Origin of the sequence: Paenibacillus sp. Dod16 (assembly GCF_049893405.1) — a bacterium.
In the GTDB taxonomy this organism is placed as follows: domain Bacteria; phylum Bacillota; class Bacilli; order Paenibacillales; family Paenibacillaceae; genus Paenibacillus_AQ.
This window is the reverse complement of sequence record NZ_JBNDYG010000010.1, coordinates 1-26076: the sequence shown is the minus strand read 5'-3', so window position 1 is coordinate 26076 and position 26076 is coordinate 1. Positions and strand designations below refer to the sequence as shown.

22 protein-coding genes and 1 pseudogene are annotated in these 26076 nt (G+C 51.8%); 2 read left to right on the top strand and 21 right to left on the bottom strand.

Annotation, left to right across the window (positions count from 1 at the left end):
• Positions 1 to 86: 86 nt before the first annotated feature.
• The 13 genes from map to ACPV3A_RS10170 all read right to left on the bottom strand — a co-directional run bounded on the left by map (position 87) and on the right by ACPV3A_RS10170 (position 14776).
• Positions 87 to 833 carry a type I methionyl aminopeptidase gene (gene map / locus ACPV3A_RS10230; protein ID WP_426199394.1) on the bottom strand — a complete coding sequence of 249 codons (747 nt, stop codon included), beginning with the start codon at positions 831 to 833 and terminating at the stop codon, positions 87 to 89.
• An 842-nt stretch (positions 834 to 1675) separates the two neighbouring features.
• Positions 1676 to 2305, bottom strand: a complete 630-nt coding sequence (locus tag ACPV3A_RS10225) for a hypothetical protein (protein WP_426199392.1) — start codon at positions 2303 to 2305, stop codon at positions 1676 to 1678.
• A 168-nt stretch (positions 2306 to 2473) separates the two neighbouring features.
• Positions 2474 to 3040, bottom strand: coding sequence for a class I SAM-dependent methyltransferase (locus ACPV3A_RS10220; RefSeq protein WP_426199390.1), 567 nt, complete (start codon positions 3038 to 3040; stop codon positions 2474 to 2476).
• A 319-nt stretch (positions 3041 to 3359) separates the two neighbouring features.
• Complete coding sequence (locus ACPV3A_RS10215; protein WP_426199388.1) at positions 3360 to 4757, bottom strand: (Fe-S)-binding protein; 1398 nt, start codon at positions 4755 to 4757, stop codon at positions 3360 to 3362.
• A gap of 16 nt (positions 4758 to 4773) precedes the next feature.
• Positions 4774 to 6243: an FAD-linked oxidase C-terminal domain-containing protein gene (locus ACPV3A_RS10210; RefSeq protein ID WP_426199386.1), complete on the bottom strand. Its 1470-nt coding sequence runs from the start codon at positions 6241 to 6243 to the stop codon at positions 4774 to 4776.
• 127 nt (positions 6244 to 6370) lie between these two features.
• Positions 6371 to 7561, bottom strand: coding sequence for an anhydro-N-acetylmuramic acid kinase (locus ACPV3A_RS10205; RefSeq protein ID WP_426199384.1), 1191 nt, complete (start codon positions 7559 to 7561; stop codon positions 6371 to 6373).
• Positions 7562 to 7564: 3 nt separating this feature from the next.
• Positions 7565 to 8743, bottom strand: a complete 1179-nt coding sequence (locus ACPV3A_RS10200) for a DUF1343 domain-containing protein (RefSeq protein ID WP_339294935.1) — start codon at positions 8741 to 8743, stop codon at positions 7565 to 7567.
• Positions 8740 to 9435 carry a hypothetical protein gene (locus ACPV3A_RS10195; RefSeq protein WP_426199382.1) on the bottom strand — a complete coding sequence of 232 codons (696 nt, stop codon included), beginning with the start codon at positions 9433 to 9435 and terminating at the stop codon, positions 8740 to 8742. The genes ACPV3A_RS10200 and ACPV3A_RS10195 overlap by 4 nt, the downstream gene beginning before the upstream one ends.
• A 26-nt stretch (positions 9436 to 9461) precedes the next feature.
• Positions 9462 to 10568, bottom strand: coding sequence for an ABC transporter ATP-binding protein (locus ACPV3A_RS10190; RefSeq protein ID WP_194544647.1), 1107 nt, complete (start codon positions 10566 to 10568; stop codon positions 9462 to 9464).
• Between the two features lie 14 nt (positions 10569 to 10582).
• Positions 10583 to 11416: a carbohydrate ABC transporter permease gene (locus ACPV3A_RS10185; RefSeq protein WP_009590118.1), complete on the bottom strand. Its 834-nt coding sequence runs from the start codon at positions 11414 to 11416 to the stop codon at positions 10583 to 10585.
• Positions 11417 to 11449: 33 nt separating this feature from the next.
• Positions 11450 to 12367 (bottom strand): carbohydrate ABC transporter permease, encoded by a 918-nt coding sequence (locus ACPV3A_RS10180; protein WP_071219698.1) that lies wholly within the window; start codon positions 12365 to 12367, stop codon positions 11450 to 11452.
• A 131-nt stretch (positions 12368 to 12498) separates the two neighbouring features.
• Positions 12499 to 13893, bottom strand: coding sequence for an ABC transporter substrate-binding protein (locus ACPV3A_RS10175; RefSeq protein ID WP_426199380.1), 1395 nt, complete (start codon positions 13891 to 13893; stop codon positions 12499 to 12501).
• Between the two features lie 46 nt (positions 13894 to 13939).
• Positions 13940 to 14776, bottom strand: a complete 837-nt coding sequence (locus ACPV3A_RS10170) for a MurR/RpiR family transcriptional regulator (protein WP_036643553.1) — start codon at positions 14774 to 14776, stop codon at positions 13940 to 13942.
• 225 nt (positions 14777 to 15001) lie between these two features.
• Here ACPV3A_RS10170 and ACPV3A_RS10165 point away from each other — a divergent pair, with 225 nt between their 5' ends.
• Positions 15002 to 15958 (top strand): BadF/BadG/BcrA/BcrD ATPase family protein, encoded by a 957-nt coding sequence (locus ACPV3A_RS10165; protein ID WP_426199377.1) that lies wholly within the window; start codon positions 15002 to 15004, stop codon positions 15956 to 15958.
• A 51-nt stretch (positions 15959 to 16009) separates the two neighbouring features.
• The gene (gene murQ, locus ACPV3A_RS10160) at positions 16010 to 16921 is read left to right on the top strand and encodes an N-acetylmuramic acid 6-phosphate etherase (RefSeq protein WP_339219982.1); all 912 of its coding nucleotides are present in this window, start codon (positions 16010 to 16012) and stop codon (positions 16919 to 16921) included.
• Positions 16922 to 17071: 150 nt separating this feature from the next.
• Here the strand turns inward: murQ and ACPV3A_RS10155 are convergent, their stop codons facing one another.
• From ACPV3A_RS10155 to ACPV3A_RS10120, 8 genes and pseudogenes are all read right to left on the bottom strand, one after another.
• Positions 17072 to 17938 carry an SDR family oxidoreductase gene (locus ACPV3A_RS10155; protein WP_426199375.1) on the bottom strand — a complete coding sequence of 289 codons (867 nt, stop codon included), beginning with the start codon at positions 17936 to 17938 and terminating at the stop codon, positions 17072 to 17074.
• 454 nt (positions 17939 to 18392) lie between these two features.
• The gene (locus ACPV3A_RS10150; protein ID WP_071219702.1) at positions 18393 to 19355 is read right to left on the bottom strand and encodes an MraY family glycosyltransferase; all 963 of its coding nucleotides are present in this window, start codon (positions 19353 to 19355) and stop codon (positions 18393 to 18395) included.
• A 455-nt stretch (positions 19356 to 19810) separates the two neighbouring features.
• The gene (locus tag ACPV3A_RS10145) at positions 19811 to 21112 is read right to left on the bottom strand and encodes a pyrimidine-nucleoside phosphorylase (RefSeq protein WP_426199372.1); all 1302 of its coding nucleotides are present in this window, start codon (positions 21110 to 21112) and stop codon (positions 19811 to 19813) included.
• A 181-nt stretch (positions 21113 to 21293) separates the two neighbouring features.
• The gene (deoD, locus tag ACPV3A_RS10140) at positions 21294 to 22001 is read right to left on the bottom strand and encodes a purine-nucleoside phosphorylase (RefSeq protein ID WP_194544652.1); all 708 of its coding nucleotides are present in this window, start codon (positions 21999 to 22001) and stop codon (positions 21294 to 21296) included.
• Between the two features lie 23 nt (positions 22002 to 22024).
• Positions 22025 to 23203, bottom strand: a complete 1179-nt coding sequence (gene deoB / locus ACPV3A_RS10135; RefSeq protein ID WP_426199370.1) for a phosphopentomutase — start codon at positions 23201 to 23203, stop codon at positions 22025 to 22027.
• 84 nt (positions 23204 to 23287) lie between these two features.
• Positions 23288 to 24466 carry a NupC/NupG family nucleoside CNT transporter gene (locus tag ACPV3A_RS10130; RefSeq protein WP_194544954.1) on the bottom strand — a complete coding sequence of 393 codons (1179 nt, stop codon included), beginning with the start codon at positions 24464 to 24466 and terminating at the stop codon, positions 23288 to 23290.
• 79 nt (positions 24467 to 24545) lie between these two features.
• The gene (gene deoC / locus ACPV3A_RS10125) at positions 24546 to 25211 is read right to left on the bottom strand and encodes a deoxyribose-phosphate aldolase (protein ID WP_071219707.1); all 666 of its coding nucleotides are present in this window, start codon (positions 25209 to 25211) and stop codon (positions 24546 to 24548) included.
• Between the two features lie 390 nt (positions 25212 to 25601).
• Positions 25602 to 26060, bottom strand: a pseudogene (locus ACPV3A_RS10120) (sugar-binding transcriptional regulator); the annotation flags it as partial.
• Positions 26061 to 26076: the final 16 nt, after the last annotated feature.

Sequence of the window (26076 nt, the reverse complement as noted above, 5' to 3'; positions counted from 1 at the left end):
GTATGTATACGCATTGCCTGAACACAGCCTCGAAGCTTGTACATCCGCTTACCTCCATAGGAGCAACGCCCCTACGGAGTCGCATCTTATTGTTCTGTCAAGATCACCGGGCCATCCTTGGTAATGGCAAGCGTATGCTCATACTGCGCGGACCATTTGCCGTCCACCGTTCTTGCGGTCCATCCGTCTGAATCGATCTTGCATTGATACGTGCCAAGATTCAGCATCGGTTCAATGGTAATGACCATGCCTTCTTTAAGACGCGTCCCGCGGTGGGGCGGGCCGTAATGCGGCACTTGGGGCTCCTCATGCATATTTTCGCCGATGGCATGCCCTACGAAGTGGCGGACGACCGATAAATTTTGGGATTCCGCATAGGTTTGAATCGCATGGGAGATGTCTCCGATTCGATTGCCGATCACCGCTTGCTCAATGCCAAGATACAGGGATTTCTTCGTTACGTCCAGCAGATGCTGCGCTTCCTCGGACACGTTGCCGACCGGATAAGACCACGCGGAATCAGCGAGCCAGCCATCATACTTCACCACCATATCAATGGTAACGATATCCCCGTCCTTCAATGGCTCCTTGCTCGGAAAACCATGGCAAATCACATCATTAACCGACGCGCAGGTGGCATATGGATATCCGTGATACCCCTTCTGCTCCGGCGTCGCGCCGCGCTCTGCCAGAAACCGCTCGACAAATTGATCAATCTCCAATGTCGTCACGCCCGGTTTAATCATCTTGGCAACCTGCCGGTGGCATTCGGCGAGAATGTCCCCTGCCTTATTCATCTTGGCGATTTGTTCTGGTGTTTTAAGGATTATCAATCCTGCTCACTCCTTCTCATATGGCTGTTATCTCCTATTCAAATCAAAAAGCCTTAGCTGACCGAAGATTCTGAAGGACAGGCATCTGCCTCTCCCCACTCCCCGGCCAATAAGGCTGATTCACAATCACAAGGTGTATCTGCTTTCTTCTGGTCTGTATCCAAAAAAAGAAAAGCGAAAAGCGCCCTACCTCATCTTATTCTACTCCTAAGCCAAAGGAACCTCAATCATTTCCATTAGGAATGTCTGCCTTTCGGTTTACACGCGGGCAGGCAAGGAAATGGAGGCGTATGCTTGTTGCATCCTCGGAGGCAGCTTCAACTCGGCTGTAACCCAGAAAGTTATATGACTCTCAATGACCATGAACAGAATCAGGGCACGCAGCATTTTATCTAACTTCGAACTTCATTTATCCAATGACAATCGTTTCTCCTCATATCATAAATATAATGTAAGGTTGCGCAGAAACGATAATTTTACACGCGAGATCACAATTCCTTTCTTTTTTTCCTATGTTCATTATATCAAACGGACCGTTTCTTTAGCTTTCCACTTGTTTCCGGCAGCGTCAGCGCAGGGCAACGACAGCCAAAGCCACATCAACTGCAAATGTAATATCGCAAGCTCTACCTTTAATACGAATCCAAAGGCAGAAGGAAACAAAAAAACCTTTACCCCGTTTATCGGCGATAAAGGTTCCATCTTATCAGAAATAGCCGAAAGACATGTTCGTGCCACGAAATGACGACTGTGCTGCATCTGCTACTCCCCTTCACTTGAATTACAATAGTTACAGCAGCTGTTTAGCCGCGCCAATAGACTTGCAGAAATTTATACATTCCCTATATATTTCTCTTATTCTTCCTCCAAAAATAGAGCCATCCCCCCGCTGCCAGCAGCACTGCTGCAGCTATCCACAAGACGGGCTTCAGTAAGAATGGAGATTGACCTGCGCCGTGACCTTCATCTGGAGGGACGCCCTCAGCAAGTGTATCGGGCCCTGATTCACTCGGAGCAGATGCATCTTCTGGAGGATATCCATCTCCAAGCTCAGTTAGCTCTTGGCCTGCGGTCAAGAGGAGCTTCGTACCATCGCACATCCCTGTTCTCAGCTGACCCGATTCGGCAGACGCGAACACCAGGAATTCGCTTCCTACGGCAAACTGATCATAACCGCAGCTGGATGATGACACCGCCGTTGTAAGCTGCGTCATTCCAGCTAATTCGCCCTTCCATACTTCGGTTACCTCTAACGTAACATGGACCGGATCTGCGGATGACATCACCAGCTTCGCCTTCGGGCCAACCAGCTTGGTCACTTTGCCTGCAAATACCGCTGCACTCCGTTCCAAGCCCTCCTCAACCGTAGGCGGCCCCGCACAGGAGCAAGCAAATACGTTGGCTGGTTTGACCGTGTACAGGCTCATGAGCAGAAACAAGCAGCTTAGTATGATAGCCATGGATTTTCTCATCAATGAATCACCTCAACCCTTAGACGGCCCCCTCCCCTAAAATGTTCCAGCTGGGTATCCATAAATACACCCAATCTGGGATCTACCTTGCAGATCACGGTGAGGCGGCGCTGGACGGCAAGATCCAAAGTGGAGAGGGCATCCAGCAAAAGGCTCCATCGTCATTGGCTATTTACTGGCGATGATCAGATAATGACGCTCCGTAGGATACTCGATGCCTTGCACATGCAGCCCTGCTTGCTCCAACAAAGCCTTCATCACATATGGATCAACCCGGTTCGGACGGGGAACCCGCTTCTCGGCTGGGTCCTCCTGCCACTCCAGACACAAGCATCGTCCTCCTGGCCGCAGCACCCTTGCCATCTGGCGGATGGATTGCTCCAGCTGATCGGTGATATGAAGGATCAGGGAGGCAATGACTCGATCCACAGCTTCATGCTCGAAAGGAAGGTTTTCCAGCATCCCTTCCATCACCTTAACATTCGCAAGTCTCTGTTCCTGTGCACGCCCCCGCATCATGTCCAGCATGGCCGGCTCGGTATCCAGCGCGTAAACCGTCCCTGTCGTTAACGAGGCTGCCGGTATGGAAAAATAACCGGTACCCGCCCCGATGTCAAGGACATCCACCTCGCCGCTCACTTGGAGCTTCTCCAGCAGCGAAGATGCCGGTAACTCCTTCTTCCTTTCCGGACTTTCCAATCGGTCTATGAGTGACGGATCAAAGCTCTCTTTCATGGTATCGCTCTCCTCCTCGCATGATTGCATTTTGCTCATATGTACGTTTATGAATCCTGTTAGGGGAAAAAACCCTCTATCGATCTACCATACCGTTGATAGGCAATGATGTAAACCGGTTCGTCGCTTAACCACTGTAACATCCATCTATCACTATATCGATCCTTATATGACAGTAGTACTGATAAGATTTACGCTGTTTGAGAACCATTATATATAATAACTGATCGTAAAGAACACGCTGAATGATGATAAATCAGACTAAAAAGGCACCACCACGATCCTAATGACCATGAAGCTGCCCCATTTGTACCATTCGTCACGGCTTATCCTCAATCCGCACCTGCTCTGCCAGAAAATCCGCAAGATGAACGGCCTCTACGCCATTTTGCATACCGGCACGCTCGATCCCCCACTTCATCTGCAGCAGACATCCCGGGTTCGAAGTCACGATGACCTTGGCTCCGGTAGCCTCCACATGTTCCATCTTGTGATCCAAAAGCGTGGTCGACATTTCCGTCTGCGTGAGATTATAAATGCCGGCTGAACCGCAGCATACCTCAGCCCCCTGCAGCTCGCACATCTGTACGCCCGGAAGCTGCTGCAGCAGCTTGCGCGGCTCTCCTTGCACCCGCATCACATTGCGCAAGTGGCAGGAGTCCTGATAGGTGACAGTTATGGCCTCGTTCTGTTCGCTTTTCGCATGAACCGGCGTAAGCGGCCTACCGAGGCTGTGCAGCAGCTCGGAAATATCCTTCACCTGATCTGCAAAAAGAACAGCCGCTTGCTGAAGCCGCTCATCCGGTTCGGCATGCATCAGATGATCATATTCCTTCAGCAGGGCGCCGCAGCCACCCGCATTGCTTGCAATGTAATCCACGTTCGCTTCCCCAAAAGCCCATATGTTCCGGCCGGCCAGCTGTTTGGCATCGTCCATTTCACCGGCATGGGCATGCAGCGCACCACAGCATACCTGCTCCTCCGGAATGACAATCTCAAACCCGGCCTGACGCAGCAGCCGTACGGTGTTCACGTTCGTGGATGCAAACATGACGTCCATAATGCAGCCACGGAACATGCCGACCCGGCCGACCTTAGATCCGGCCGCAGGGATAACCATAAGCCCCGAACCGCTGTCTGTCTTCTCGCGGCGGTAGGGCAAGCCAGCCTTGCTCCACAGCTCTTCCAGGCCATCGCCTGTTACGTCAGGCAGCGCCTTTTCCAGCTGCTGAAGATGGTCGGGAAACAGCCTCATGGCCCCGGAGCTGCGCGCAAACTTTTGCAGCCCGGATTTCTGATAGAACGAAAGCGTCTTGCCGATCAGCTTCAGTCTACCGCGATGCGGGAAAATCCCTTGCAGGAACGTCTTACGGACGACTCGTACCGGCAGCGAATAAGGCTTCTCCGCCGCAATGGCCGCCCGGGTCTGCTCGATCAGCTGACCATATTTCACATCGGAAGGACAAGCAGGCTCACAGGCTCTGCAGCCCAGACAAAGATCCATCTGGCTACGAAAGCTTTCATCCGGTTCCATCAAACCATCCACAACCGCTTTCATAAGCGCAATCCGCCCGCGCGGGGAGGCAGCTTCGAGCCCAGTCTCAAGGAATGTCGGACAGGCGGTCTGGCAAAACCCGCAGCGCATACAGTTCGTCAATTGATCCTCATCCAGCGTCAGCTTCAGCGATTGTGCGAGCTTCTCATGGGTTGGATTCATGCGCTATCGCCCCCTCTCACGATGTTTCGATCTTCTGATCCTGATCCGAGATCGAGCCCCGCTCTGCCTGCTCCGTCCGCTCCTGGAAGACAATCCGCTTCCGGGTTTCCGCAAACAACTTGCCGGGATTCATGATCTGATGCGGATCGATCGCATCCTTAATGGATTTCATCATTTGGATGCCGGCTTCGCCCACCTTCCATTCCAGGTAAGGGGCCTTCACGATACCGACGCCATGCTCGCCGGTAATGGTGCCCCCCATGGCAATCGCAGCCTCGAAAATTTCGGCGAATGCCTCCTCCACACGGTGAATCTCTTCCGGGTCACGGGCATCCGTCATCGCGGTCGGATGCAGGTTGCCATCTCCGGCATGGCCGAATGTGCAAATCTGCACGTCGTATTTCTGTGCGATACGCTGAACTTCAACCACCATGTCCGCAATCTTCGAACGAGGGACCGTCGCGTCCTCCAAGATCGTGGTCGGCCGCAATCGGGACAGCGCCGCAAGCGCGCTCCGCCTTGCCTCCATTACCTTCGCCCCTTCTTCCGGTGTCTTGGCGATGTTGAGCTGAACCGCCCCGGAGGCGAGACATATCTCTTCCAGCTTCTTCAGATCCCGCTCCACATCATCGACGCTGCCGTCCTGTTCGATCGCCAGCATCGCTTTGGCGTGTACCGGCAGTCCGATTTTGGCAAAATCCTCAACCACCTGGAGAGTCGGCTGATCCATAAATTCCAGGGTACACGGGAAAATATGATTCGCTATAATATTCGAAACCGTTCGGGCCGCCGCGTTGAGATCGTCATAGACGGCAACCATGGCCTTCCTGTAAGAAGGCTTCGGAATCAACTTGACCGTGGCCTCGGTCAGAATGGCCAGCGTACCGCCCGATCCTACCAACAGTCGGGTCAAATCGTACCCTGCGGCGTCCTTCACCAGCTTGCCGCCTGTGCGCAGGATGCTCCCGTCCGGCAATACAGCCTCCAAGCCGAGTACGTAATCCTTGGTCGTTCCATACTTCAAGCCGCGCAGGCCACCAGCCCCCAGAGCGATGTTGCCGCCCATCGTGCAGATAATCATGCTGCTTGGATCCGGAGGATAGAATAATCCCGTCCGTTCAACCGCCAGATGAAACTGCTTCGTATTCAGACCCGTCTGGAAGGTCGCGGTAAGATTATCGGCGTCGATCTCCAGCAGCTTATTCATACGGGTCATGACCACGATCAGGCCGCCCTGAAGCGGAATGGTCCCGCCGCACAGATTGCTGCCTGCGCCCCGCGTAATCACGGGTATGCGATGTTTTGAGCAAATTTTGACGATGTCGGAGACCTCCTGCGTACTTCCGGGAAAGATAACCCCGTCCGGCATCGCTTGATATAACGGCGTAGCATCATAACTGTAAGAAACGAGGCTCTCCGGATCATCCTTGAACCATTTCCCCCCAACCACGGCGGCCAGCTGCTCGCGAATGACAGATTCCAGCATGTTGTTTCTCCCCCTCCCCTATAGGTTTTGAGTGTAATAAAGATAATCCGCTACTTAACAAATCGGTTCCAACATTATCTACGAACCATCGCTTGGCTCTTCCGTTTGCTGGGCTTTAATGAATGGTTTATGGCAGTGCCAGCTTCCCCATAACGGTCGGTCTGTTCGCTCCGGTAGCTGCCGGCAAATTGTTAGGAACGCCGAGCATGAAGTCATTGCCCAGCAGTGCAAAAATCACGGCTTCCTTGGCATCGTCATCGAAGCCCAGCGCCTTGGAGGTCATGACCTTCTGCTCCGGCAGCAGTTCCCCTAACATCGAGAGCAGCGTCTTGTTATGGGCCCCTCCGCCGGTTACGATCACTTCATCGATTGAGTGGCGTGGAAACACGTATTTCACATAGCTATCCGCAATGGAATGTGCGGTAAACGCCGTGGCCGTGGCCATCGTATCCTCATCCGAGAGGTTCCTGAGCCCGGCTTGCTCCAGAAACGAAACCGCATAGTTGTGACCGAACAGTTCCCTGCCCGTTGATTTCGGCGGTTCTGCATGAAAATAGGGATGCGCCAACATCTCCCTTAACAATTCCTGATCCGGGTTGCCTCGGGCAGCCCATTGTCCTCCGTTGTCATACGAAAGCTGCCCTCCGGACAGCATATGAGCTGCGGCATCCATGATCATATTGCCGGGTCCGGTATCAAAGGCCAGCACATCCGAAGGATCCGCCCCTGCGGGCAGCGCCGTGCAATTACCGATCCCGCCGATGTTCTGCAGCAGTCTTCCCCGCTCCGGGTGCCGGAACAGGATCAAATCTCCGTAAGGGGCAAACGGGGCCCCTTGCCCCCCAACCGCCATATCCGCCGGCCGGAAGTCTCCTGCCGTAAGTTTGCCGGTATGCTTGGCGATAACGGAAATATCGCCGATCTGCAGAGTGGAAGCGACAGCATAAGGATCCCCTTGTTCGGGTATGGGCTGATGCCAAATCGTCTGTCCATGAGAGCTTACCAAATCCACCTCATCGATTCGCATGCCGGCATCGGCAACCGCTTCCAGGACTGTCGCTCCAAACTGATACCCCAAGTATGCATTCATACTGCAAACAGCAGCGCTGTTGGAATTCTCCTCACTGCACAAATCGCGCAGCCGCTGACGGAGTTCCGGTTCGTAAGGCTTGTTATAGTAATGCAGCAGCTCAAGCGATGCTTCGAAACCGCTGCCGTGAATGCGGACGATGGCCGCATCGATGCCGTCAAGCGAAGTGCCCGACATCAAGCCGACCACAACGGTAGGCCTTCCATCCTTCCATGGCGAGAACAGCATGTTTTACGCCTCCCCGTACAGCAGATAAGGAGCCCGCATCGTTCTCCACTGCTCCGCATCCTTGCCCCACTCGGCAATCATGCGCTGAAGTCCAGCTTCTTCGTGGATATGCCGTCGAACTTCCTCGCTGCCCGTCAGCAAATCAATAAAGTACCGATTACGTCCTTCCGGTGGGCTAAGCCACTGGAACTGATCCGGGTACATCCGGCTGACCAGGTGCAGCAGCACAAGTCCTGTGCGCACAGCCTCCACTTCTGCCGGATGAGTGACAAAGAGCATCACCCCGCCGCAGCCTTCGCCCTGATGCTTCGAGAAGGTAGGCGTCATGTACATGGAATGGGCATGAACGCCTGTCAGTCCGTACGCGTTGAACGCCTTCGCCAGCTCTTCGCCATTGACCCATGGAGCGCCGATCCATTCAAACGGCCGGGTCGTCCCCCTGCCTTCCGAAAGATTGGTCCCTTCGAAGAAGCAGGTCCCGCTGTACAGTCGTACCGTATCCATCGTGGGGATGTTCGGCGACGGCAGTACCCACGGCAGGCCCGTGTCGGTATATTCCATACCGCGCGTCCAGCCTTCGAGCCCAATAACATCCAGATCGCAGCCTGTTCCCCGCATGTCATTGGCCATGCACGCGAATTCGCCGATGGTCATCCCGGTGCTAATCGGAATCTGCCATCCGCCCACCATGGATTCATATCCCTGCTTAAGGAAACCTCCTTCAACTCGCTTGCCGCCCAGCGGATTCGGCCGATCCAGGACAAGCAGGCTCTTCCCATGCTCGGCGCAGGCCTCCATGACGTACAGCAGCGTTGTCATATACGTATAAAAACGCACCCCAAGGTCTTGTATATCGAAGATGACCGTATCCACGTCCTTCAGCATGTCGGCGTCCGGTTTACGCCGTGAGCCATACAGGCTGTACACCGGCACGCCGAATACCGGGTCCACTTCATCATCGACGTGCTTGCCTGCCTGCAGTTGGCCGCGCAGCCCATGCTCGCAAGCGAATAAAGCCGTCAATTCCGATTCGGGCAAACCTGCAATCACCTCGATAGATGAACGAAAATCCGACGTGAGCCCCGTCGGATTCGTAATGACGCCAAGGCGACGACCCGTGATTTTCTCATGCTTGATGTCCGGCAGCACATCAATTCCGCTTCGTACGTTACCTCTTGTCATATGCTTACACCTCCTGCTTTCGAGGCTACGACACCGTCCTCCGCCGGTTTGGCCTCTTCCGGATTCAGTACATTATACGTAACCTTATGCTGGTATATGGCCCACATGCCGTTAAACAAAAATCCGAAGCCAACGACCGTAACCATCAGAGGAATCGCAACGCAGAAGGCTTGAAAGCAAGCGCCCAGCGTATATGCCGGAAACTTCAGGAACAGCTTCACGCTGTGGGCCATGGCCTTGAAGATGCCCATCCCTTCCTGAATGACAAGCTGAAAGGTGTAGAATTGGGAGATGAGCGCCATGATAACAAAATAGGTCTGGAACACTCCAATCGTAAGATAGCCGATTCCCTCTTTGCCCCCGTAGTACCACCAGGTGGACCACAAGATGAGCACCATCACCACGAAGAAGAAACCCATGACTACCGCAGGTCCAAATCCCTTAAGCGCACCTTGAAACACATCCTTGAGTCTCGACTTGCCCCGTTCCGTTCTGCGGTGATACGCATAACAAACTCCGTAAAACAACGGCATGTACAGAACCGGCAGCAGCACCAGCGCCGTCCATAGCGGAACGAACATAACCACCGTAACGAGCACCAGCGAGGTAATCATGCTGTATAAGGCCACCGCCGTAATCTCACGGTAAATCTCAACCCCGGTCTTCTTCAACACATCATTCAGCTTGCGCATAGCTTTCCTCTCCTCTTCGTCGTTGTTTACCAATCGATACGCTGCTCCGTCTCAGGATCGAAGAAATGCACTTTATCGAAATTGAAAATGAAGGTTTTGTCCATGCCCGGATAACCCGTCGTTTCCGGGTGAACCTTCGCCGTAACCGTCCGGTTCCCTACGCGGAAGTACACCAGATTCTCCGAACCCAAATGTTCGACGACCTGGACCTTCGTGGAGTACTTGTAATCCAGATTGGTTGTGCCCGGCATATCCTCACCCGTAATATGCTCAGGGCGGATCCCCAGGATAAGGTGCCCGTTATCGTATTTGCTCAGCGCACCCGCCATCGAATCCGGGATGGTAAATGTGCCGCCTTCCATCCGGAGCACGTTCCCTTCCTTCTGCACATCGATGAAGTTCATCGGCGGGGAGCCAATAAAGCCGGCTACGAACATATTTTGCGGATTCGCATACAGCTCGGTAGGAGATGCAATCTGCTGGATAATTCCGTTGTTCATCACGACGATCCGCTCACCGAGCGTCATCGCTTCAACCTGATCATGCGTGACGTATACAATGGTGGCTTCCAGGCGCTTGTGCAGCTCGGACAGCTCCACCCGCATCTGCACGCGAAGCTTCGCATCCAGGTTCGACAGCGGCTCGTCAAACAGGAACACCTGCGGATCGCGCACGATGGCCCGCCCTACCGCAACGCGCTGACGCTGTCCGCCGGACAGCTCGCGCGGCTTTCGATCAATCATCGACTCCAGTCCGAGAATGGCGGCTGCCTGCGATACCTTTTGCTCAATATAAGCCTTGGGCTTCTTCAGGTTCTTTAAGCCGAAGGAGAGATTCTCGCGAATGGTCATATGGGGATACAGCGCATAGTCCTGAAACACCATCGCGATATCACGATCTTTCGGGTGAAGATTGTTTACCACTCTGTCGCCGATGATGATATCCCCGGACGTTTGGCGCTCCAGCCCGGCAATCATGCGCAGGGAAGTGGTTTTGCCGCAGCCGGAAGGACCGACGAAAACAACGAACTCTTTATCATGGATCACAAAGTCCGACCCCGCTACAGCGGTAAACGTCCCTTTGTTGTCGTCTACAAATTCTTTTCGTATATTACGGAATTCTACGCGTGCCATAACTTTGCCTCCTTCTAGCCTTTAACGGCTCCAATGGTGATGCCTTGCAGGAAATAGCGCTGAAGCGAGAAGAACAGGATCATCATCGGCAGTGCCGCGACGGTTGCTCCAGCCATAAGTGCGCCGAAATCGGTCGTGTCCGCATAGACGAAGGAAGCAAGACCGACCTGAATCGTCCTCATCTCCGTCGAGTTAGTCACGAGGAAGGGCCAGAAGAAATCATTCCAGGATGCAACAAACGTGAAAATCGCCAGCACGGCGAGACCTGGTTTCGCCATCGGAAGAATAACCTTCCAGAAGATGCCGAATTCGCCGCAAGCGTCGATACGCGCTGCATGAATCAGAGAGGTAGGCAGTGATGACATGTACTGCTTCATCAAGAAGATGTTGCCCACACTTACAATGCCGGGAAGAAGAATAGCCGTATATGTATTCCCGAGATCAAACACGTCAATCATCAAAATATAGAGCGGAATCAGCGTCACCTGCGCCGGGATCATCATCGTACTGAGCAAAATCCAGAATACCGCTTTGTTCCCCGGAAACTTCAGCTTCGCAAAAGCATAACCTGCGAGCGAAGCCAGGAATACGTTGGTCACCGTCAGGATGGATGAGATCAATAAAGAGTTAAAGAGCCACCTCATGACGTCGGTTTTGCCAAAAAAACGCTCGTACGGGGCTACGGAGAATACCTCCGGTATCATTTTCGGGATAAACGATGCTGCTGACTTGGTGTCCTGCACAGAACCGATCAGCATCCAGTACATCGGAATGATCGTCAGAACGCTCCATACCACCAGGATGACCGAGGCCACAATCAGCATGATCACTTTTGATCTTGATTTCATAGGTGCACCCCCTTTTAGCTTCAGAAATAAACGTTAGTACTCCACGTCGGACGAGAAGTACTTGAACTGAATGATGGAAATGACAATAATCAATGCAGCGAGTACAAAAGATTGCGCTGCCGCGAGTCCAAACTCGTAGAAGTTGAACGCCGTGCTGTAAATCAGATAGGCGATCGTTGTCGTCGCGAAGTTCGGTCCGCCCTGCGTCATCAAATACACGGAGATAAACACCTGGAAGGATGTTATGACGCCCGTCACCAGCAGGTATAATGTGGTTGGTTTCATCAGCGGCCACGTAATGCGCCAGAATTTGGACCAGCCGCTGGCATGGTCGATGTCCGCGGCTTCATAGAGCGATTTGGGAATCCCGCCCATGGCGGCCAGATAGAGAATAATACCTGCACCATGCGAACCGAGCCAGTTCATCAAAATGAGTGAGAAGAGCGCGGTGTTCGATTTACCGAGCCATATGACCGGGTCCAATCCGAACAAACCGATAAAACGATTCAACAGCCCGGCATGCGTCGGGTCGTAAATCGCGAGCCACACGACCGAAATGGTGACGCCGGAAGCAACGGCCGGCAGGTACATTGTAGCCTTGAAGAACGTTTGCCATTTGTTCTTCATCTGAAAAATAAAAAAGGATAACGCATACGTAATGACAATGTTGACCGGAACCGTGCCGATCGTGAATATGACTGTATTCTTCATGGATTTCCAGAACACTTCATCCTGTACCATCCGTGTGTAGTTGTCCGTTCCAATCCATTCGGAGCCCATTACGCTGTATTCCTGGAAGCTCATCAGAAAAGCCGAGGCGACAGGGTAAAGCGTAAATATCAAGAACAACAAGACTGGGGCCAGAATGAATAAATACGCCCATCCATATTCGCGTAGGTACCCCTTCATGGGGGGACGTGATGGCCGGGCTTGCGCCGGGGCAGTCTGCATTTGATTTCCTCCTTTGCGCACAGGTGAAGTATTTTCATGAAGCCCTTATAGAGCCTTTAGCGATTGGTTTAAAAAGGGAGTGCCCCGATCGTTCCTGCTAAGGACAACGGGACACCCCCTTATAACTTCAATTACTGTCCTAAAATTTGTTTGCCTTTGTCCTTGAAGTCTTGTGCGATCTGCTCCGGCGTCTTCTCACCCGAGAACAGCGCTTGGATATTCGGCTTCACCACTTGCTCCTTAAACTTCTTCTGATTACCTGAAGCTTCTGCATCAAGGTTCAGAGTCACCGGAATTTCCTTGAAGTTTGCGAAAATTTCCGCTGCCTTAATTGTAGATTCCGTACCGAGTCCTTTACCTTCATAAAACTCCGCCTGGGATTTACGTACGAAAGGCAATACCAATTCGTTGGCGGAATTACCGGCTTTCGCCCCGCTCAATCCTTCCATGATCAGGAATGTGTTCTTTGCATGCTCTTCGCCTTTATCCTTCTTCTGCTTGAACGCTACATAACCTTCACCAAACATGGATGTCTTCCGCTCAGCCCCGTCATTATGCGGAACCGGCAGCAGAACGAAGTCGATTTTCGCGCCTTGGACCGTACCGCTGTCGATATCCTTCGCACGGTTCTGCAGCATCACGTCATAGTAAGGGATCGCCTTGGACACGATCGCGGCTTCCTCGGCGTAGAACAGGTCCATCCGTTTTGCCGGCGTAATCGCGGCAGTCTCGGCAGGCAGATGACCGGCTTTCATCAGATCCGACACGAAGGTCATCGTATCCAGAATCCGTTCGTCGTTCCATTGGAACTCGCCTTTATCGTTCAATACGTCCGGCATGCCGTTGCTGCGCGTCAGCATTTCCATGAAGTCCAGCGAAGTGCCGTCCGTTACGAGCGCATATTGCGTATTGCCATTAGGAAGCTTCTTGGTCAGCTTCTCGGCAGCTGCCTTGAACTCGGTCCAGGTCCAGCCGTTCTCTTGAATGGCCTTCCAGTCGATTCCCGCTTCTTCGAGGATCTTCTTGTTGCCGCCCCAAGCCCAAAGGGATTGGTACAGCGGAAGCCCATACTGCTTGCCCTGGATTTGACCCAGCTCAAGCGTTCCCGGCAGGTAGTCGTTTTTGATCTCGTCCGTAATATAAGGGGTCAGTTCCAGTGCCAGGCCTGTATCTACATAAGCGCCATCCACCGCGTGGAAGTAAAGATCAGGCGGGTTACCGGCATTCAGGGCCACGTCGAACTTCTTCGGACCTTCAGCCCAGGAGAGCACTTCGGTTTGGACCGTAATATGCGGATATTTTTCTTTCAGATCCGCTACATGCTCTTTCAACTCATCTTCGTATTTACCATGTACCGGATAAGTCCAGACGACAACCGTATCCTGCTTCGGTGCGGCTTCACCGTTTCCTTCCGAAGTGGTTCCTGTTCCGCCTTCCGGAGTCTTCGCCCCGCCGRAACCGCCGCAAGCTGCGGTAAACACGAGCATTAAAGAAGCCAACAATGTAAGCCAACCTTTTTTCTTCATGTACTACTCCCCTTATCATTTATATATTTGTGGTTTTCGCTATGAACTACAACCGCTTGATCGCTTGCCGGCTCTCATCCAGGTATTTCACTGAATTCTCGTAATTCCGGCTGGCGACGCCAAGATATAAAATATCGATAAGATTAAGCTGCGTAATACGAGAGGACATCGCGCCACTGCGAATCTCGTTCTCCGTGGAGGAAGTGTACAAGGGAATGTCCACCGATCGGCTCAGGGTAGAATCGCCGTATTTGGTAATGCCAATCGTCTTGCATCCCTTCTCCTTCGCAATCGCTGCTGCGCGGATTACTTCATCCGTTTCACCGGAGTAGGAAATGCATACGGCCGCATCATCTGGAGTCAGCAGCACCGCCGAGGTGAGCTGAACATGAGGGTCCGGAAAAGATATGCATACCTTATTAATCCGCAAAAATTTCTGTTGGGCATCCATCCCGATCAGATTTGAAGCCCCTACCCCGAACATGAAAATGCGCTTCGACTGATCGAGGGCCAGAACGGCCTCTTCCACCTTCCCTTCCTCCATAATCTTCATCGTATCCCGAATCGATTGAATGTTGTTGTTCGAGACGTTCTGTATAATTGCAGAAATGCTGTCATTGGGCCGGATATCCTGATACCCGGTGGCTAATGGCTCCTGCAAGTCTCCGGCTACCTTCAGCTTCAGATCCTGATAGCCTTTGAAACCCATCGTTTTGCACAGGCGTACAATGGCAGCCTGACTGGAACCGCTTCGGACTGCAAGATCCGCGACCGACATCTGTATCATCTCTGCCGGTTCCTGCAAAATGAAGGCTGCAACTTTGCGCTCGGACGGATTTAATGAATCATACACCTCACGCAATCGAACCAATCCGCCGTTCATTTCTTGCCCCCCTTTACAAATCATCCTCTGACGGTCACTACTATGTAATATTACTTTACACATCTTGAATGAAAGCATGACTGGTATCGCTTTCAACATCAGTGGATTGAGTTCATTATAAATTGTATGAAATTATATTTCAATACTTAATTCATGATTTAAAATTTTATTTTACAACACTTCGGTTTTCTCCTATACTGGATATAGAAAGCGAAGTGGTTCAATATGGAAATTTTTATCGGTGTTGATGGTGGCGGTACCAAGACTGAAGCAACCGCTATCAATAGCGCTGGAGAAGTGTTGTCCCGGTATACCGGAGGTTCCACCAATCCTTATATTGTAACCTTTAATAAAGCGATGGAGGAACTCCGAACGGTGTTGGATGGGCTTCTGGCACCTCTTTTTGATAAGTCATTATTATTCACATCAATATGTCTTGGAATGTCAGGTGTGAGCTCTGCAGATGAACGACGCCAAGTTCAGTCTTTCCTTCATTCCTATCTCCAGCAGCGGCAGCTCTCGATGCATATTTACATGCGCTCGGAAGCCGAAATTTCATTAATGGCCGTACTGGAACGACAGTWTGGAATCCTTGCGATCTCGGGAACCGGATCCAATTCCTACGCTATAACCAAATCGGGAGACATTCACCGCGTCGGTGGCTGGGGACATCTTCTTGGAGACGAAGGCAGCGGTTATCAGATCGGACTTCAAACTCTGAAAACCGTCATTAAGAGCCATGAGGGCATTTTGCCACCCACCATCATGAGCAGCCTGATTGTTGCAGCCTATCCTCTCCAGCATATTACCGATCTCAAATCTTACATTTACCAGCCCGCTATAACGAAACAGGATATCGCTTCCTTCGCCCGCTGCTGCATAGAAGCAGCCGAAGCCGGTGATGAAGCGGCAGACCGTATCCTCCGGCAGCAGGCAGCAGAACTGGCCGATACAACAAGCGCTCTCATCAGGCAGCAAGCTGAATTCGCTGAGAGTGAACTCGTACGGATCGGCTCGATCTTCAAACATTCGCCATTGTTTCGGGAAACGTACGCCGGCATTCTGCTATCGCGTTATCCCCGCCTCCGGTTCCCTGAAGGAAATCGTGAACGTACACCCGCCCATGGTGCGGCTCTGTTAGCCTGCAAGCTATTTACAGACGGCGTCTCTGACTTGCTGTAGCTTTACATCAGTGCCCGTCCATATTCCAAGGCAAAAAAGGAGACCTGTCTCATGACGAATATTCTAAGTCAATTGACAACCGAACAGCCTCATGAAAATACGCAGAACATTGATCAGTTGAGCTCAGAACAAATTATGATCCTCATCAACAGCGAGGATAGCCTGATCACTGATGCGATCCGCGAGCTTATTCCTCTTATAGCCAGAGCTGCAGATCTCGTCGTGGAAGCTTTCCAGAAGGGCGGCAGATTGTTCTATATAGGTGCCGGAACCAGCGGCCGAATCGGGATTCTGGACGCCTCCGAGTGTCCGCCTACCTACGGAACAGACCCTTCCATGGTGCAGGGATTGATCGCAGGTGGTTTCAGAGCCGTGAAGGAAGCTATCGAAGGTGCCGAGGATAGCGAAGAGTTAGGTGAACAGGATATCAATGAAAACGGTATCAACGAAAAGGATGTTGTCATCGGCATCGCTGCAAGCGGCCGAACGCCCTACGTTCTTGGGGCGATGAGACGTGCCAAAGAGCGTGGAGCCGTTGTCATCGGACTCTGTAATAACTACGAATCGCCGATGCATCAGTACGCGGATTTTGTAATTGAAGCTGTTGTCGGACCCGAAGTAATTATGGGCTCCACGCGCATGAAGGCCGGTACTTCGCAAAAGCTGATTCTGAACATGCTGACAACGACCGCCATGATTCGAATCGGCAAGGTGTACAAAAACCTGATGGTCGACCTCAACCCGTCCAATAACAAGCTGGTGCACCGCGCCAAACGCATCATTACCCTGGCAACCGGAGCATCAGAGGATGCTGTGGAAAAGGCGTACCATGAAGCCGGCGCCCACGTCAAAACCGCTATCGTGATGCTGCTGGCTAATGTCAGTGCCGCGGAAGCATCCAAACTGCTTGACGGCACCAGCGGATTTGTGCGCAGCGCGATCGATATGAAAACGACGAAGTAATTTCAGGTGTGAGCTTCTATGGCCTATGATGAACATCTAACGTAAAATGAAACGGGATATCCTCAGATCATGTTGATCTGGAGATATCCCGTTTATTCGTTCGCCACTATACTTGTAGTCGTGGAGCCGGGCCATTTGGAACGCGTAAATTCATCGACCCTGGTCCGACTTCCATCCTACCTGTTGTTCACTCCACTCCCACAGACGAGCGGCCAGCTTCGGATCCCTTGCCTTCTCGGTGATTTTGGCCGGTTTGCATTTGACGTAGTATTCCCCCGTCACATGCTCCACTTCAGGACTTGAAGCCAAGTATATCGCTGTCCGAGCTCCTTCAAGGGGCGTTAAGAAGAACGGGCGAAGCATCTTGTGAACCGCATTGCCAAAGCCTGTATCCCTGTTTACGCCAATGCTGGTGCTGACGGCGCCAGGATGGAGCGTATTGACCGTGACCCTTGTCGGCTGCAGCCGACGCGCCAGCTCCTTCGTGAATAGAATATTCGCCAATTTGGACTGCGCGTACCCTTTGGCCACATTAAATCCCTTATCGAGATTAGGGTCATCAAAATGGATGCTGCCCACTTTATGCGCGCCAGAGGATACGTTCACGATCCTCCCCTGCCGGGCATGCTGAAGAGGCTCCAGCAGTTCGTTCGTCAGCAAAAAATGCCCCAGATGATTGACCCCCATCATGGCCTCATATCCGTCCTGCGTCAATTCCCGCTTGATGGTGACCACACCCGCGTTGTTCACCAATACATCGAGTCTGTCATATTTGGCCTTAAAGTCGGAAGCAAACGCTCTGATGCTATCAAAAGACCCCAAATCCAGCGTCATCAGCTCGATGTTCGAGCTGCCGCTCTCCTGCAACGCTTGCCGAAGAGCCGCTTCGCCCCTCGATTGACTACGACAAGCCATGATCACATGCGCTCCGCTTTTTGCCAGCTCCACTGTCGCAGCCAAACCCATGCCGGAGTTCGCCCCTGTTATCATGACGATTTTGCCTGTCATATCATTCATGCGCAACCTCCTGTTCGTACCCTTCTACCATTGTAATAAGAAAAACGACTATCGACGTACTTTCTAGGAAGACAGACCRCATTTAGCGGAAGTTTTTCTTGCGATATCAGGAAGGTCCATGCTTCGAAGTTTATACTTTCTGATATCTAAAGAAAAACGACTATCGACGTACTTTCTCAGGAGACAGACCGCATTTAGCGGAAGTTTTTCTTGCGATATCAGGAAGGTCCATGCTTCGAATTTTATACTTTCTGATATCTAAAGRAAAACGACTATCGACGTACTTTCTCAGRAGACAGACCRCATTTAGCGGAAGTTTTTCTTGCGAGATAAGGAGGGTAAGCCTCTGAAGTTTATACTTTCTTATTTCTAAAAAAAGCCCCGCCACCAACATCCATTTGGAGACGAGACTTCAATAACGCACCGGAAAAAGCTTATGTCAGGCTTATACGCCTCAGGCGGCGCCATTCATGGCAAGTATGATGGCAGCCAGACCGAAACAGAGATTCAGCAAGCACAGAAATACCAATGTCTGCTTCTGATTGAGCCCTGTTGCCAGCAAACGATAATGCGCCTGCGATGCATCGGCCTGATAGATCGGCTTGGACTGAAGCATTCTTCGGATGACCACAATGATATTATCGAAGATCGGTACGCCCAGTGCGAAGATCGGAACGAATAAGGACGCCAGAGTTGCACCTTTAAACGCACCATCCAGGGCAATGATCCCGAGTATGAACCCGAGGAAGGTTGCACCGGCATCCCCCATAAACACTCGGGCCGGCGGCTTATTATATCGTAAATATCCCAGCGCAGCACCTACAAGAATGACGGCCAGCAGCGCGGATTCGCCTCTGCCCAGCGTAATCGCAACAACAAACAGCGTGCCTCCGGATATGGCGGAGAGCCCTCCAGCAAGACCGTCGATGCCATCCGAGAAATTAATAACTGTCGTTACACCAAAAATCCACAAAATCGTTAAGATGAGCTGCAGCCATTCCGGCAGGTTAATATACTGACCCGTAAACGGATTGTTGAATCCTTCAAACGCGATGCCATAGCTGTATACAACAACGGCTGCGCTGACCTGTACAATGAGCTTCGGCAGCGAAGCCAGCTCCTTGCCCTGGGACTTATACCAATCATCCACAAGTCCGATGCCAAGAATAAGAGCACTACCGATAAAGATGCCTACCGCTTCCCTTGAAATGGCGCCGGTAAGCGCAAAATAAGTGATGAAAAATCCGATAAATATGGCGACCCCCGCCGTCAGCGGTATCGGCTCGCGGTGTATTTTCCGCTCGCTGTCCGGTCTTGGCTTGTCCACAAAATCAAGCTTGATCGCAAGTTTACGAAATGGCGGAATCAGTACCAATACCAGCACCATGGATATGACAAACGCTGCAAAATAGAGCATGGTTTCCTCCCAATAAATGATGAATAATGGAGAACATTGCATTCTAAGTATATGACTTATATCGAACTCTATCAACCTATCAAAAGAAAAAGACTGCTGCATCAGTAGAATTTCTACTTAGCAGCAGCCCTCCCGGACTCACAGGTTAAGACTCCTTCTTCACCGCAAGTCCAATGATCATAACGATAAGTGCCAGCAAAGCAATCAACTGATCGATGGTCATGGCCAAAAGCCTCCTTCAAGCAGGATGGCTCTTGCCCGGGCTACACATCTCCCTCTCCCGTTAAATGCCTTACGTTTTCCCCACTACCATCTTATGAGGGCCCCTACCCGTTTTATGACGGGACCGCCAAAAAAACCTGCTCCCGTTCATAAAACACGGGAGGGCAGGTTGTATCGGCATAGCTTGGAAAATGAGCTGTTCCGAATATGACTCGCTACGGATTAGGCTTCCCTTACTCCGTCACGATGTCATAAATCAATACAGGCGCATCCGCATGATCTGCAATCCGAATGCTTTCATACAGCTTCTGCTTCACGTCATCCACGTTCTCGCGGTTAGCATGAATGGTTACAAGGGAATCACCCTTCTTCACGGCATCGCCGACCTTCTTGTTCAGCATCAGGCCTACAGCCAGATCAATCTCGGATTCCTTCGTCGCGCGGCCGGCTCCAAGCAGCATCGCTGCGGTACCGATCTCATCCGCTACCAGCTCGGCGACAACGCCGTCCTGCTGTGCAGGAAGCTCAATCAGATATTGCGCCTTCGGCAAACGGTCCGGATGATCCACCACGGACGGGTCTCCGCCTTGGTTCTGAATGAATTCCTTGAACTTCTCCAGTGCCTTGCCGTTGCGGATAACCTCTCTGAGCTTCTCTTCGGCATCTTCAAGCGAATCTGCCTTCTGCGCAAGGTAAACCATCTGCCGGCCCAGAGCCAGGCACAGCTCCTCCAGATCCTTTGGTCCCTCGCCGCGAAGTGCATCAATCGCTTCCTGCACCTCCAGCGAGTTGCCAATCGCGGCGCCAAGCGGCTGGCTCATATCGGAGATGACTGCCATCGTTTTGCGGCCTACGTTGTTGCCGATGCTGACCATGGCGTGTGCCAATTCCTTGGCATCCTCCACCGTTTTCATGAACGCGCCTGCGCCGGTTTTAACGTCCAACACAATCGCATCCGAGCCAGCGGCGATCTTCTTGCTCATGATGGAGCTGGCAATCAGCGGAATGGAGTTGACGGTAGCCGTCACATCCCGGAGTGCGTACAGTTTTTTATCCGCCGGCGTGAGGTTTCCGGTTTGGCCGATGACGGCGATTTTATGTTGATTCACAAGGTTCACAAATTCGTCTTTGCTGATCTCCACATGGAATCCTTCGATGGACTCCAGCTTGTCGATCGTTCCTCCGGTATGACCGAGGCCGCGTCCGGACATCTTCGCTACCGGAATATCCAGAGCCGCTACGAGTGGAGCCAGTACAAGCGTCGTCGTGTCGCCTACGCCCCCGGTGGAATGCTTATCGACCTTGATCCCCTCAATTGCGGACAGATCAATCGTTTCGCCGGAGTTTACCATCGCCATCGTCAAGTCCGCCCGCTCCCGGTCGGACATGTCCTGGAAATATATCGCCATGTTCATGGCGCTCACCTGATAGTCGGGAATGTCTCCCTTGGTATATCCGTCGATAAAGAAATTGATCTCTTCTGTTGTCAGTTCCTTGCCGTCGCGTTTCTTCGCAATTAAATCAACCATTCTCATCGTACATTCTCCTCACTGTTTGCGATGATTGTATTCCTTCCACGGGCATCACTACAAATGCGGATCCGATCGCTGTTGCCCTCAGATTCCTTATATTGTTAATATTGTTGGAATCCGTGGGGCAAAGGCGACCGCTTCGCTTCTCCAAAACAAACCCGCTTTCTTCGTCGGGGCAGTTTCCTTACAGCGAAATCGCCGTATCCAGAGCCACTTCCATCATCTCGTTAAACGTCGTTTGCCGCTCCTCGGAAGAAGTCTCTTCCCCTGTGAGCAAATGATCGCTTACGGTCAGGATCGTCAGGGCGTTTACGCCGAAACGTGCGGCAATCGTGTAGAGCGCCGTTGTCTCCATTTCCACGCCGAGCACGCCATGCTGCATCAGCTTCTCCACCACGGATTTGTCCTCGCGGTAGAACACATCGGACGTGAACACGTTGCCGACATGCATCTTCAGGCCTTTCTCCTTGCCGCGCTCATACGCGCCCAGCAGCAGCGGGAAGCTGGCGATCGGGGAGAAATCATAACCGTTAAAGTGGTGACGGTTCATGCCGGAATCCGAGCACGCCGCCTGGGCCAGAATGACGTCGCGTACATGAACATGCTCCTGCATCGCGCCGCAGGTTCCGACACGGAACAAGTTTTTCACGCCATAATCCCGAATGAGTTCATTGACATAAATCCCGATGGAAGGCACGCCCATGCCCGAACCTTGCACGGAGATGCGTTTTCCTTTGTAGGTTCCCGTAAATCCGAGCATGCCCCGCACTTCGTTGTAGCAGGTCACATCCTCCAAATACGTCTCGGCAATAAATTTAGCCCGCAGCGGGTCGCCTGGCAGCAGAATCGACTCGGCGATATCTCCCGGTTTCGCTCCAATATGTGTACTCATGTCCCATTCCTCCACTTATTCGATTATTTCAAATCATTCAAAAAGCTGGTTCCGTGCTCCGGCAGCTTCACGCCGAAGTTGTCGGCAACCGTGGCGCCAATGTCGGCAAAGGTTTTGCGAAGCGGCAGCTCCTTGCCTTCCGTAAAGCGAGGAGAATATACGAGCAGCGGCACGTATTCACGCGTATGGTCCGTGCCCTTGTAGGTAGGATCATTCCCGTGGTCGGCCGTGATGATCAGAAGATCATTCTCCGTCATTTTCTCAAATACCTCGGGGAGGCGATGATCGTAATCCTCCAACGCTTGGCCATATCCTTGCGGATCGCGCCGATGTCCGTACACGGCATCGAAATCCACGAGGTTCAGGAAGCTCAGACCCTTGAACGGTTCACCTAGGGTTTGCACCATTTTATCCATGCCGTCCATATTCGATACGGTTCTGACCGCCTTCGTAATGCCTTCGCCATCATAAATGTCGGAGATTTTTCCGAGGGCGATGACGTCAAGACCAGCATCCTTCATCTCGTTCATCGTGGTACGTCCGAAAGGCTTCAAGGCATAGTCATGCCGATTCGCCGTACGCTTGAAGCTCCCCACCTCGCCTATGAAAGGACGGGCGATGATCCGGCCAAGCATATAAGGATCCTCCAGCGTGATTTCGCGGCAGAACTCGCAGATTTCGTACAGCTCTTTCAGTGGAACGATATCCTCATGCGCAGCGATTTGAAGCACGGAATCCGCCGAGGTATAAATGATCAGCGCTCCCGTTTTTACATGCTCTTCGCCAAGCTCTTCGATAATCTCCGTTCCGCTGGCCGGCTTGTTGCCGATGACCTTGCGTCCGGTCTTCTCTTCAATGCGCTGGATCAGCTCGTCCGGAAACCCGTCCGGGAATACGCGGAATGGCGTATCAATATACAAGCCCATGATCTCCCAGTGGCCTGTCATGGTGTCTTTGCCATTCGAAGCTTCCTGCATCTTCGTATAGTAAGCCCGAGGTTGATCCGCAGCAGGGATTCCCTCGATTTCCCGAATGTTGGACAGACCGAGCGCAGCCATATTCGGCATGTTGAGCCCGCCGCATTCGCGGGCAATATGACCCAGCGTGTCGGATCCGATATCGTCAAAATCAGCCGCATCCGGTGCTTCGCCGATACCTACAGAGTCCAATACAATTAAATGAATTCGATCAAAACGTTCCATATCCAAGTGATCCCCCTCATATAATGAGTTTTTACATCAAAACTATCCATAAGGCTCGCTTGTTGTTATCCTTCCATGCCTTGCTTACAGGAACAGTCCCGCAATCGTTGCCGACAGCACGCTCACCAGCGTTGCGCCGTACAGCAGCTTGAGGCCGAAACGGGCAACCACGTTCCCCTGCTTCTCGTTCAGGCCTTTGACCGCGCCGGCAATGATGCCGATTGAGGAGAAGTTGGCAAAGGATACCAGGAATACCGATACGATTCCCACAGTGCGTTCGGACATATCCGTGAAGTTGGCCAGGTCTAGCATCGCTACGAACTCGTTCGATACCAGCTTCGTAGCCATGATGCTGCCTGCATCCACTGCCTCTTTCCAAGGTACGCCCATGACAAAAGCAAATGGGGCAAAAATGAATCCCAACAGCTCTTGGAAGGTAATCCCGAAAATCATATCAAAGATGCCGTTGATCATCGCAATCAACGCAACGAAACCGAGGAGCATCGCAGCAACGGTAATCGCTACCTTGAAGCCGTCCATGATGTATTCACCCAGCATCTCGAAGAAGGATTGCTTCTCTTCCTCCTGCACCTCCAGGATATCCTCTTCCTTCTCTACCTTGTAAGGGTTGACGATGGAAGCGATGATAAATCCGCCAAACAGGTTAAGCACAAGCGCGGTCACCACATACCGCGGCTCGATCATGGTCATGTATGCCCCGACGATCGACATCGATACGGTGGACATGGCGGAAGCACACAATGTATACATCCGATGCTTCGGAATGAGGGCAATCTGTTTTTTTACCGAAATAAACACCTCGGATTGCCCCAGAATCGCGGAAGCTACCGCATTGTAAGACTCCAGCTTGCCCATGCCGTTGACTTTACTCAAGACGAGACCGATATATCTTACGATAAACGGCAGTACCTTAATATATTGAAGTATACCAATCAATGCGGAAATAAACACGATCGGCAGCAAGACGTTCAGGAAGAACGGACCCGCACCTTCATTGGCAATGCCGCCAAACACAAACTCGATCCCGGCTCCGGCATAGCTCAGCAGCGCTTCAAACGTATTCGCTATCCCTTTAACAAGATACTCGCCGAAATTCGTGTTCAGCAGAAAAAATCCAAGGATCAGCTGCAGCACAATCATGACAGCCAGCGGACGGTAACGGATGTGGCGCTTATCATTGCTGATAAGGAACGCAAGACCGAATACGACCAGCAAACCTAGTATGGCGATTATATATTTCATCGTCGTTGTTCCCCCATAGGTGTTTTTTTGATATGACACATCTACCGAATCATCGAAAACCGGATATTTGCAACTTCATTTAGTAGGAAGAGCTGGATTGACCGCCCTCCATAATTTTCACGCCGGAGCTGGCACCGATACGCGTTGCGCCCGCTTCGATCATTCGGTCCATATCTTCCTTGCTGCGCACGCCGCCGGAAGCCTTCACGCCGGTGTTCTCGCCAACGGTTTTGCGCATCAAGGCTACGTCTTCCGGTGTGGCTCCGCCCGTGGAGAACCCTGTTGACGTCTTCACAAAATCCGCTCCCGCTTTCACGGACAGCTGGCACGCACGTACCTTCTCTTCTTCTGTCAGAAGGCTTGTCTCAATAATAACCTTGACCAGGGCTTTGCCCTTTGCTGCATCCACTACAGCCTGAATATCGTTCAGCACAAGCTCATCGTTACGATCTTTGAGCGCACCGATGTTAATGACCATATCAACCTCCGTTGCCCCGTTAGCGATTGCATCCTTCGCTTCAAAAGCCTTTACTGCGGATGTCGTAGCTCCCAGAGGGAAACCGATGACCGTGCATACTTTGACGTTGGTGTCCGCTAGCTGCTCAGCACAGTAGGATACCCAAGTCGGGTTCACGCAAACCGAAGCAAATCCGTACTTTTTGGCCTCTTCCGTAATTTTCGCAATCTCGGCTTGGGTTGCATCCGCCTTCAAGAGCGTGTGGTCGATCATTCCTGCTATATTCATCTGGTTAAAACACTCCTTAATCTGTTTTTTTAGTGATTTGTAAAAGCGCTATCATAACACTTAATCCTTTAGACGGGACCATCATATCACAGCCTTGAACATATGTAAAACACATATTGAAAATATGTTCATTCCGATTTATGGCAATGATATTTATCATTGTTAACTAAAACGACAAGCCCTCATTCAGGAATAATCTAACAATTCCCTCCGTTTACTATGCTCTATACCCGATCAGGGTAAACAGAAACAAAGAATCGGCCTCCTATTAAGTTAGGGTCATCAATTATCTGCGCACAAAAAACACCCCGTCCAGGTAAGTTTGAAGCCGTAACCGGTTCGAATCTCCCTGAACGAGGTGCTGTAAATTTTGACAATATGTCAAACTTTTTATGATAACAAAGCTTGCGCCGTAAACTGGTCCGTCACCAGGATGTTTGCATATTTGCCGATTAGCGCGGCTCGAATGGCATCTACCTTACGCTGCCCGCCTGCCACGAGAATGGATTGCTCCTTGTGGCGCAAATCTTCCAAATCGATGCCCACTGTACGGTTGTTAATATCCTCGCTGCACACCGTGCCCTCCGCATCAAAAAACCGGGAGCAAATATCGCCCGCGCCGATCCGCTGCAGCAGCTTCTGTTCCTCCTTGCTAAGATACCCAAGTCTGAACAGAAGCGCATCCTCATGAACGGTACCCACCGTGAACATGGCGATGTTCGCTTGTTTGCCTAATTGGATAATCCGCTGGATATGCCGGTCCCTCTCCACCATCTCTTTCAGCTCGGTGGTGTCAAAGATGACGGGCAGCGGCAAATATCTCGCCATCGTGTGGTACGCCTCGGCAAACTACGCCTCGGCAAAC

Excerpts from the sequence above, each read along its gene's own strand:
- ACPV3A_RS10225 (WP_426199392.1), bottom strand. The coding sequence starts at position 2,305 with ATGAGAAAATCCATGGCTATCATACTAAGCTGCTTGTTTCTGCTCATG.
- ACPV3A_RS10220 (WP_426199390.1), bottom strand. The coding sequence starts at position 3,040 with ATGAAAGAGAGCTTTGATCCGTCACTCATAGACCGATTGGAAAGTCCG.
- ACPV3A_RS10215 (WP_426199388.1), bottom strand. The coding sequence starts at position 4,757 with ATGAATCCAACCCATGAGAAGCTCGCACAATCGCTGAAGCTGACGCTG.
- ACPV3A_RS10210 (WP_426199386.1), bottom strand. The coding sequence starts at position 6,243 with ATGCTGGAATCTGTCATTCGCGAGCAGCTGGCCGCCGTGGTTGGGGGG.
- ACPV3A_RS10205 (WP_426199384.1), bottom strand. The coding sequence starts at position 7,561 with ATGCTGTTCTCGCCATGGAAGGATGGAAGGCCTACCGTTGTGGTCGGC.
- ACPV3A_RS10200 (WP_339294935.1), bottom strand. The coding sequence starts at position 8,743 with ATGACAAGAGGTAACGTACGAAGCGGAATTGATGTGCTGCCGGACATC.
- ACPV3A_RS10195 (WP_426199382.1), bottom strand. The coding sequence starts at position 9,435 with ATGCGCAAGCTGAATGATGTGTTGAAGAAGACCGGGGTTGAGATTTAC.
- ACPV3A_RS10190 (WP_194544647.1), bottom strand. The coding sequence starts at position 10,568 with ATGGCACGCGTAGAATTCCGTAATATACGAAAAGAATTTGTAGACGAC.
- ACPV3A_RS10185 (WP_009590118.1), bottom strand. The coding sequence starts at position 11,416 with ATGAAATCAAGATCAAAAGTGATCATGCTGATTGTGGCCTCGGTCATC.
- ACPV3A_RS10180 (WP_071219698.1), bottom strand. The coding sequence starts at position 12,367 with ATGCAGACTGCCCCGGCGCAAGCCCGGCCATCACGTCCCCCCATGAAG.
- ACPV3A_RS10170 (WP_036643553.1), bottom strand. The coding sequence starts at position 14,776 with ATGAACGGCGGATTGGTTCGATTGCGTGAGGTGTATGATTCATTAAAT.
- murQ (WP_339219982.1), top strand. The coding sequence starts at position 16,010 with ATGACGAATATTCTAAGTCAATTGACAACCGAACAGCCTCATGAAAAT.
- ACPV3A_RS10155 (WP_426199375.1), bottom strand. The coding sequence starts at position 17,938 with ATGAATGATATGACAGGCAAAATCGTCATGATAACAGGGGCGAACTCC.
- ACPV3A_RS10150 (WP_071219702.1), bottom strand. The coding sequence starts at position 19,355 with ATGCTCTATTTTGCAGCGTTTGTCATATCCATGGTGCTGGTATTGGTA.
- ACPV3A_RS10145 (WP_426199372.1), bottom strand. The coding sequence starts at position 21,112 with ATGAGAATGGTTGATTTAATTGCGAAGAAACGCGACGGCAAGGAACTG.
- deoD (WP_194544652.1), bottom strand. The coding sequence starts at position 22,001 with ATGAGTACACATATTGGAGCGAAACCGGGAGATATCGCCGAGTCGATT.
- deoB (WP_426199370.1), bottom strand. The coding sequence starts at position 23,203 with ATGGAACGTTTTGATCGAATTCATTTAATTGTATTGGACTCTGTAGGT.
- ACPV3A_RS10130 (WP_194544954.1), bottom strand. The coding sequence starts at position 24,466 with ATGAAATATATAATCGCCATACTAGGTTTGCTGGTCGTATTCGGTCTT.
- deoC (WP_071219707.1), bottom strand. The coding sequence starts at position 25,211 with ATGAATATAGCAGGAATGATCGACCACACGCTCTTGAAGGCGGATGCA.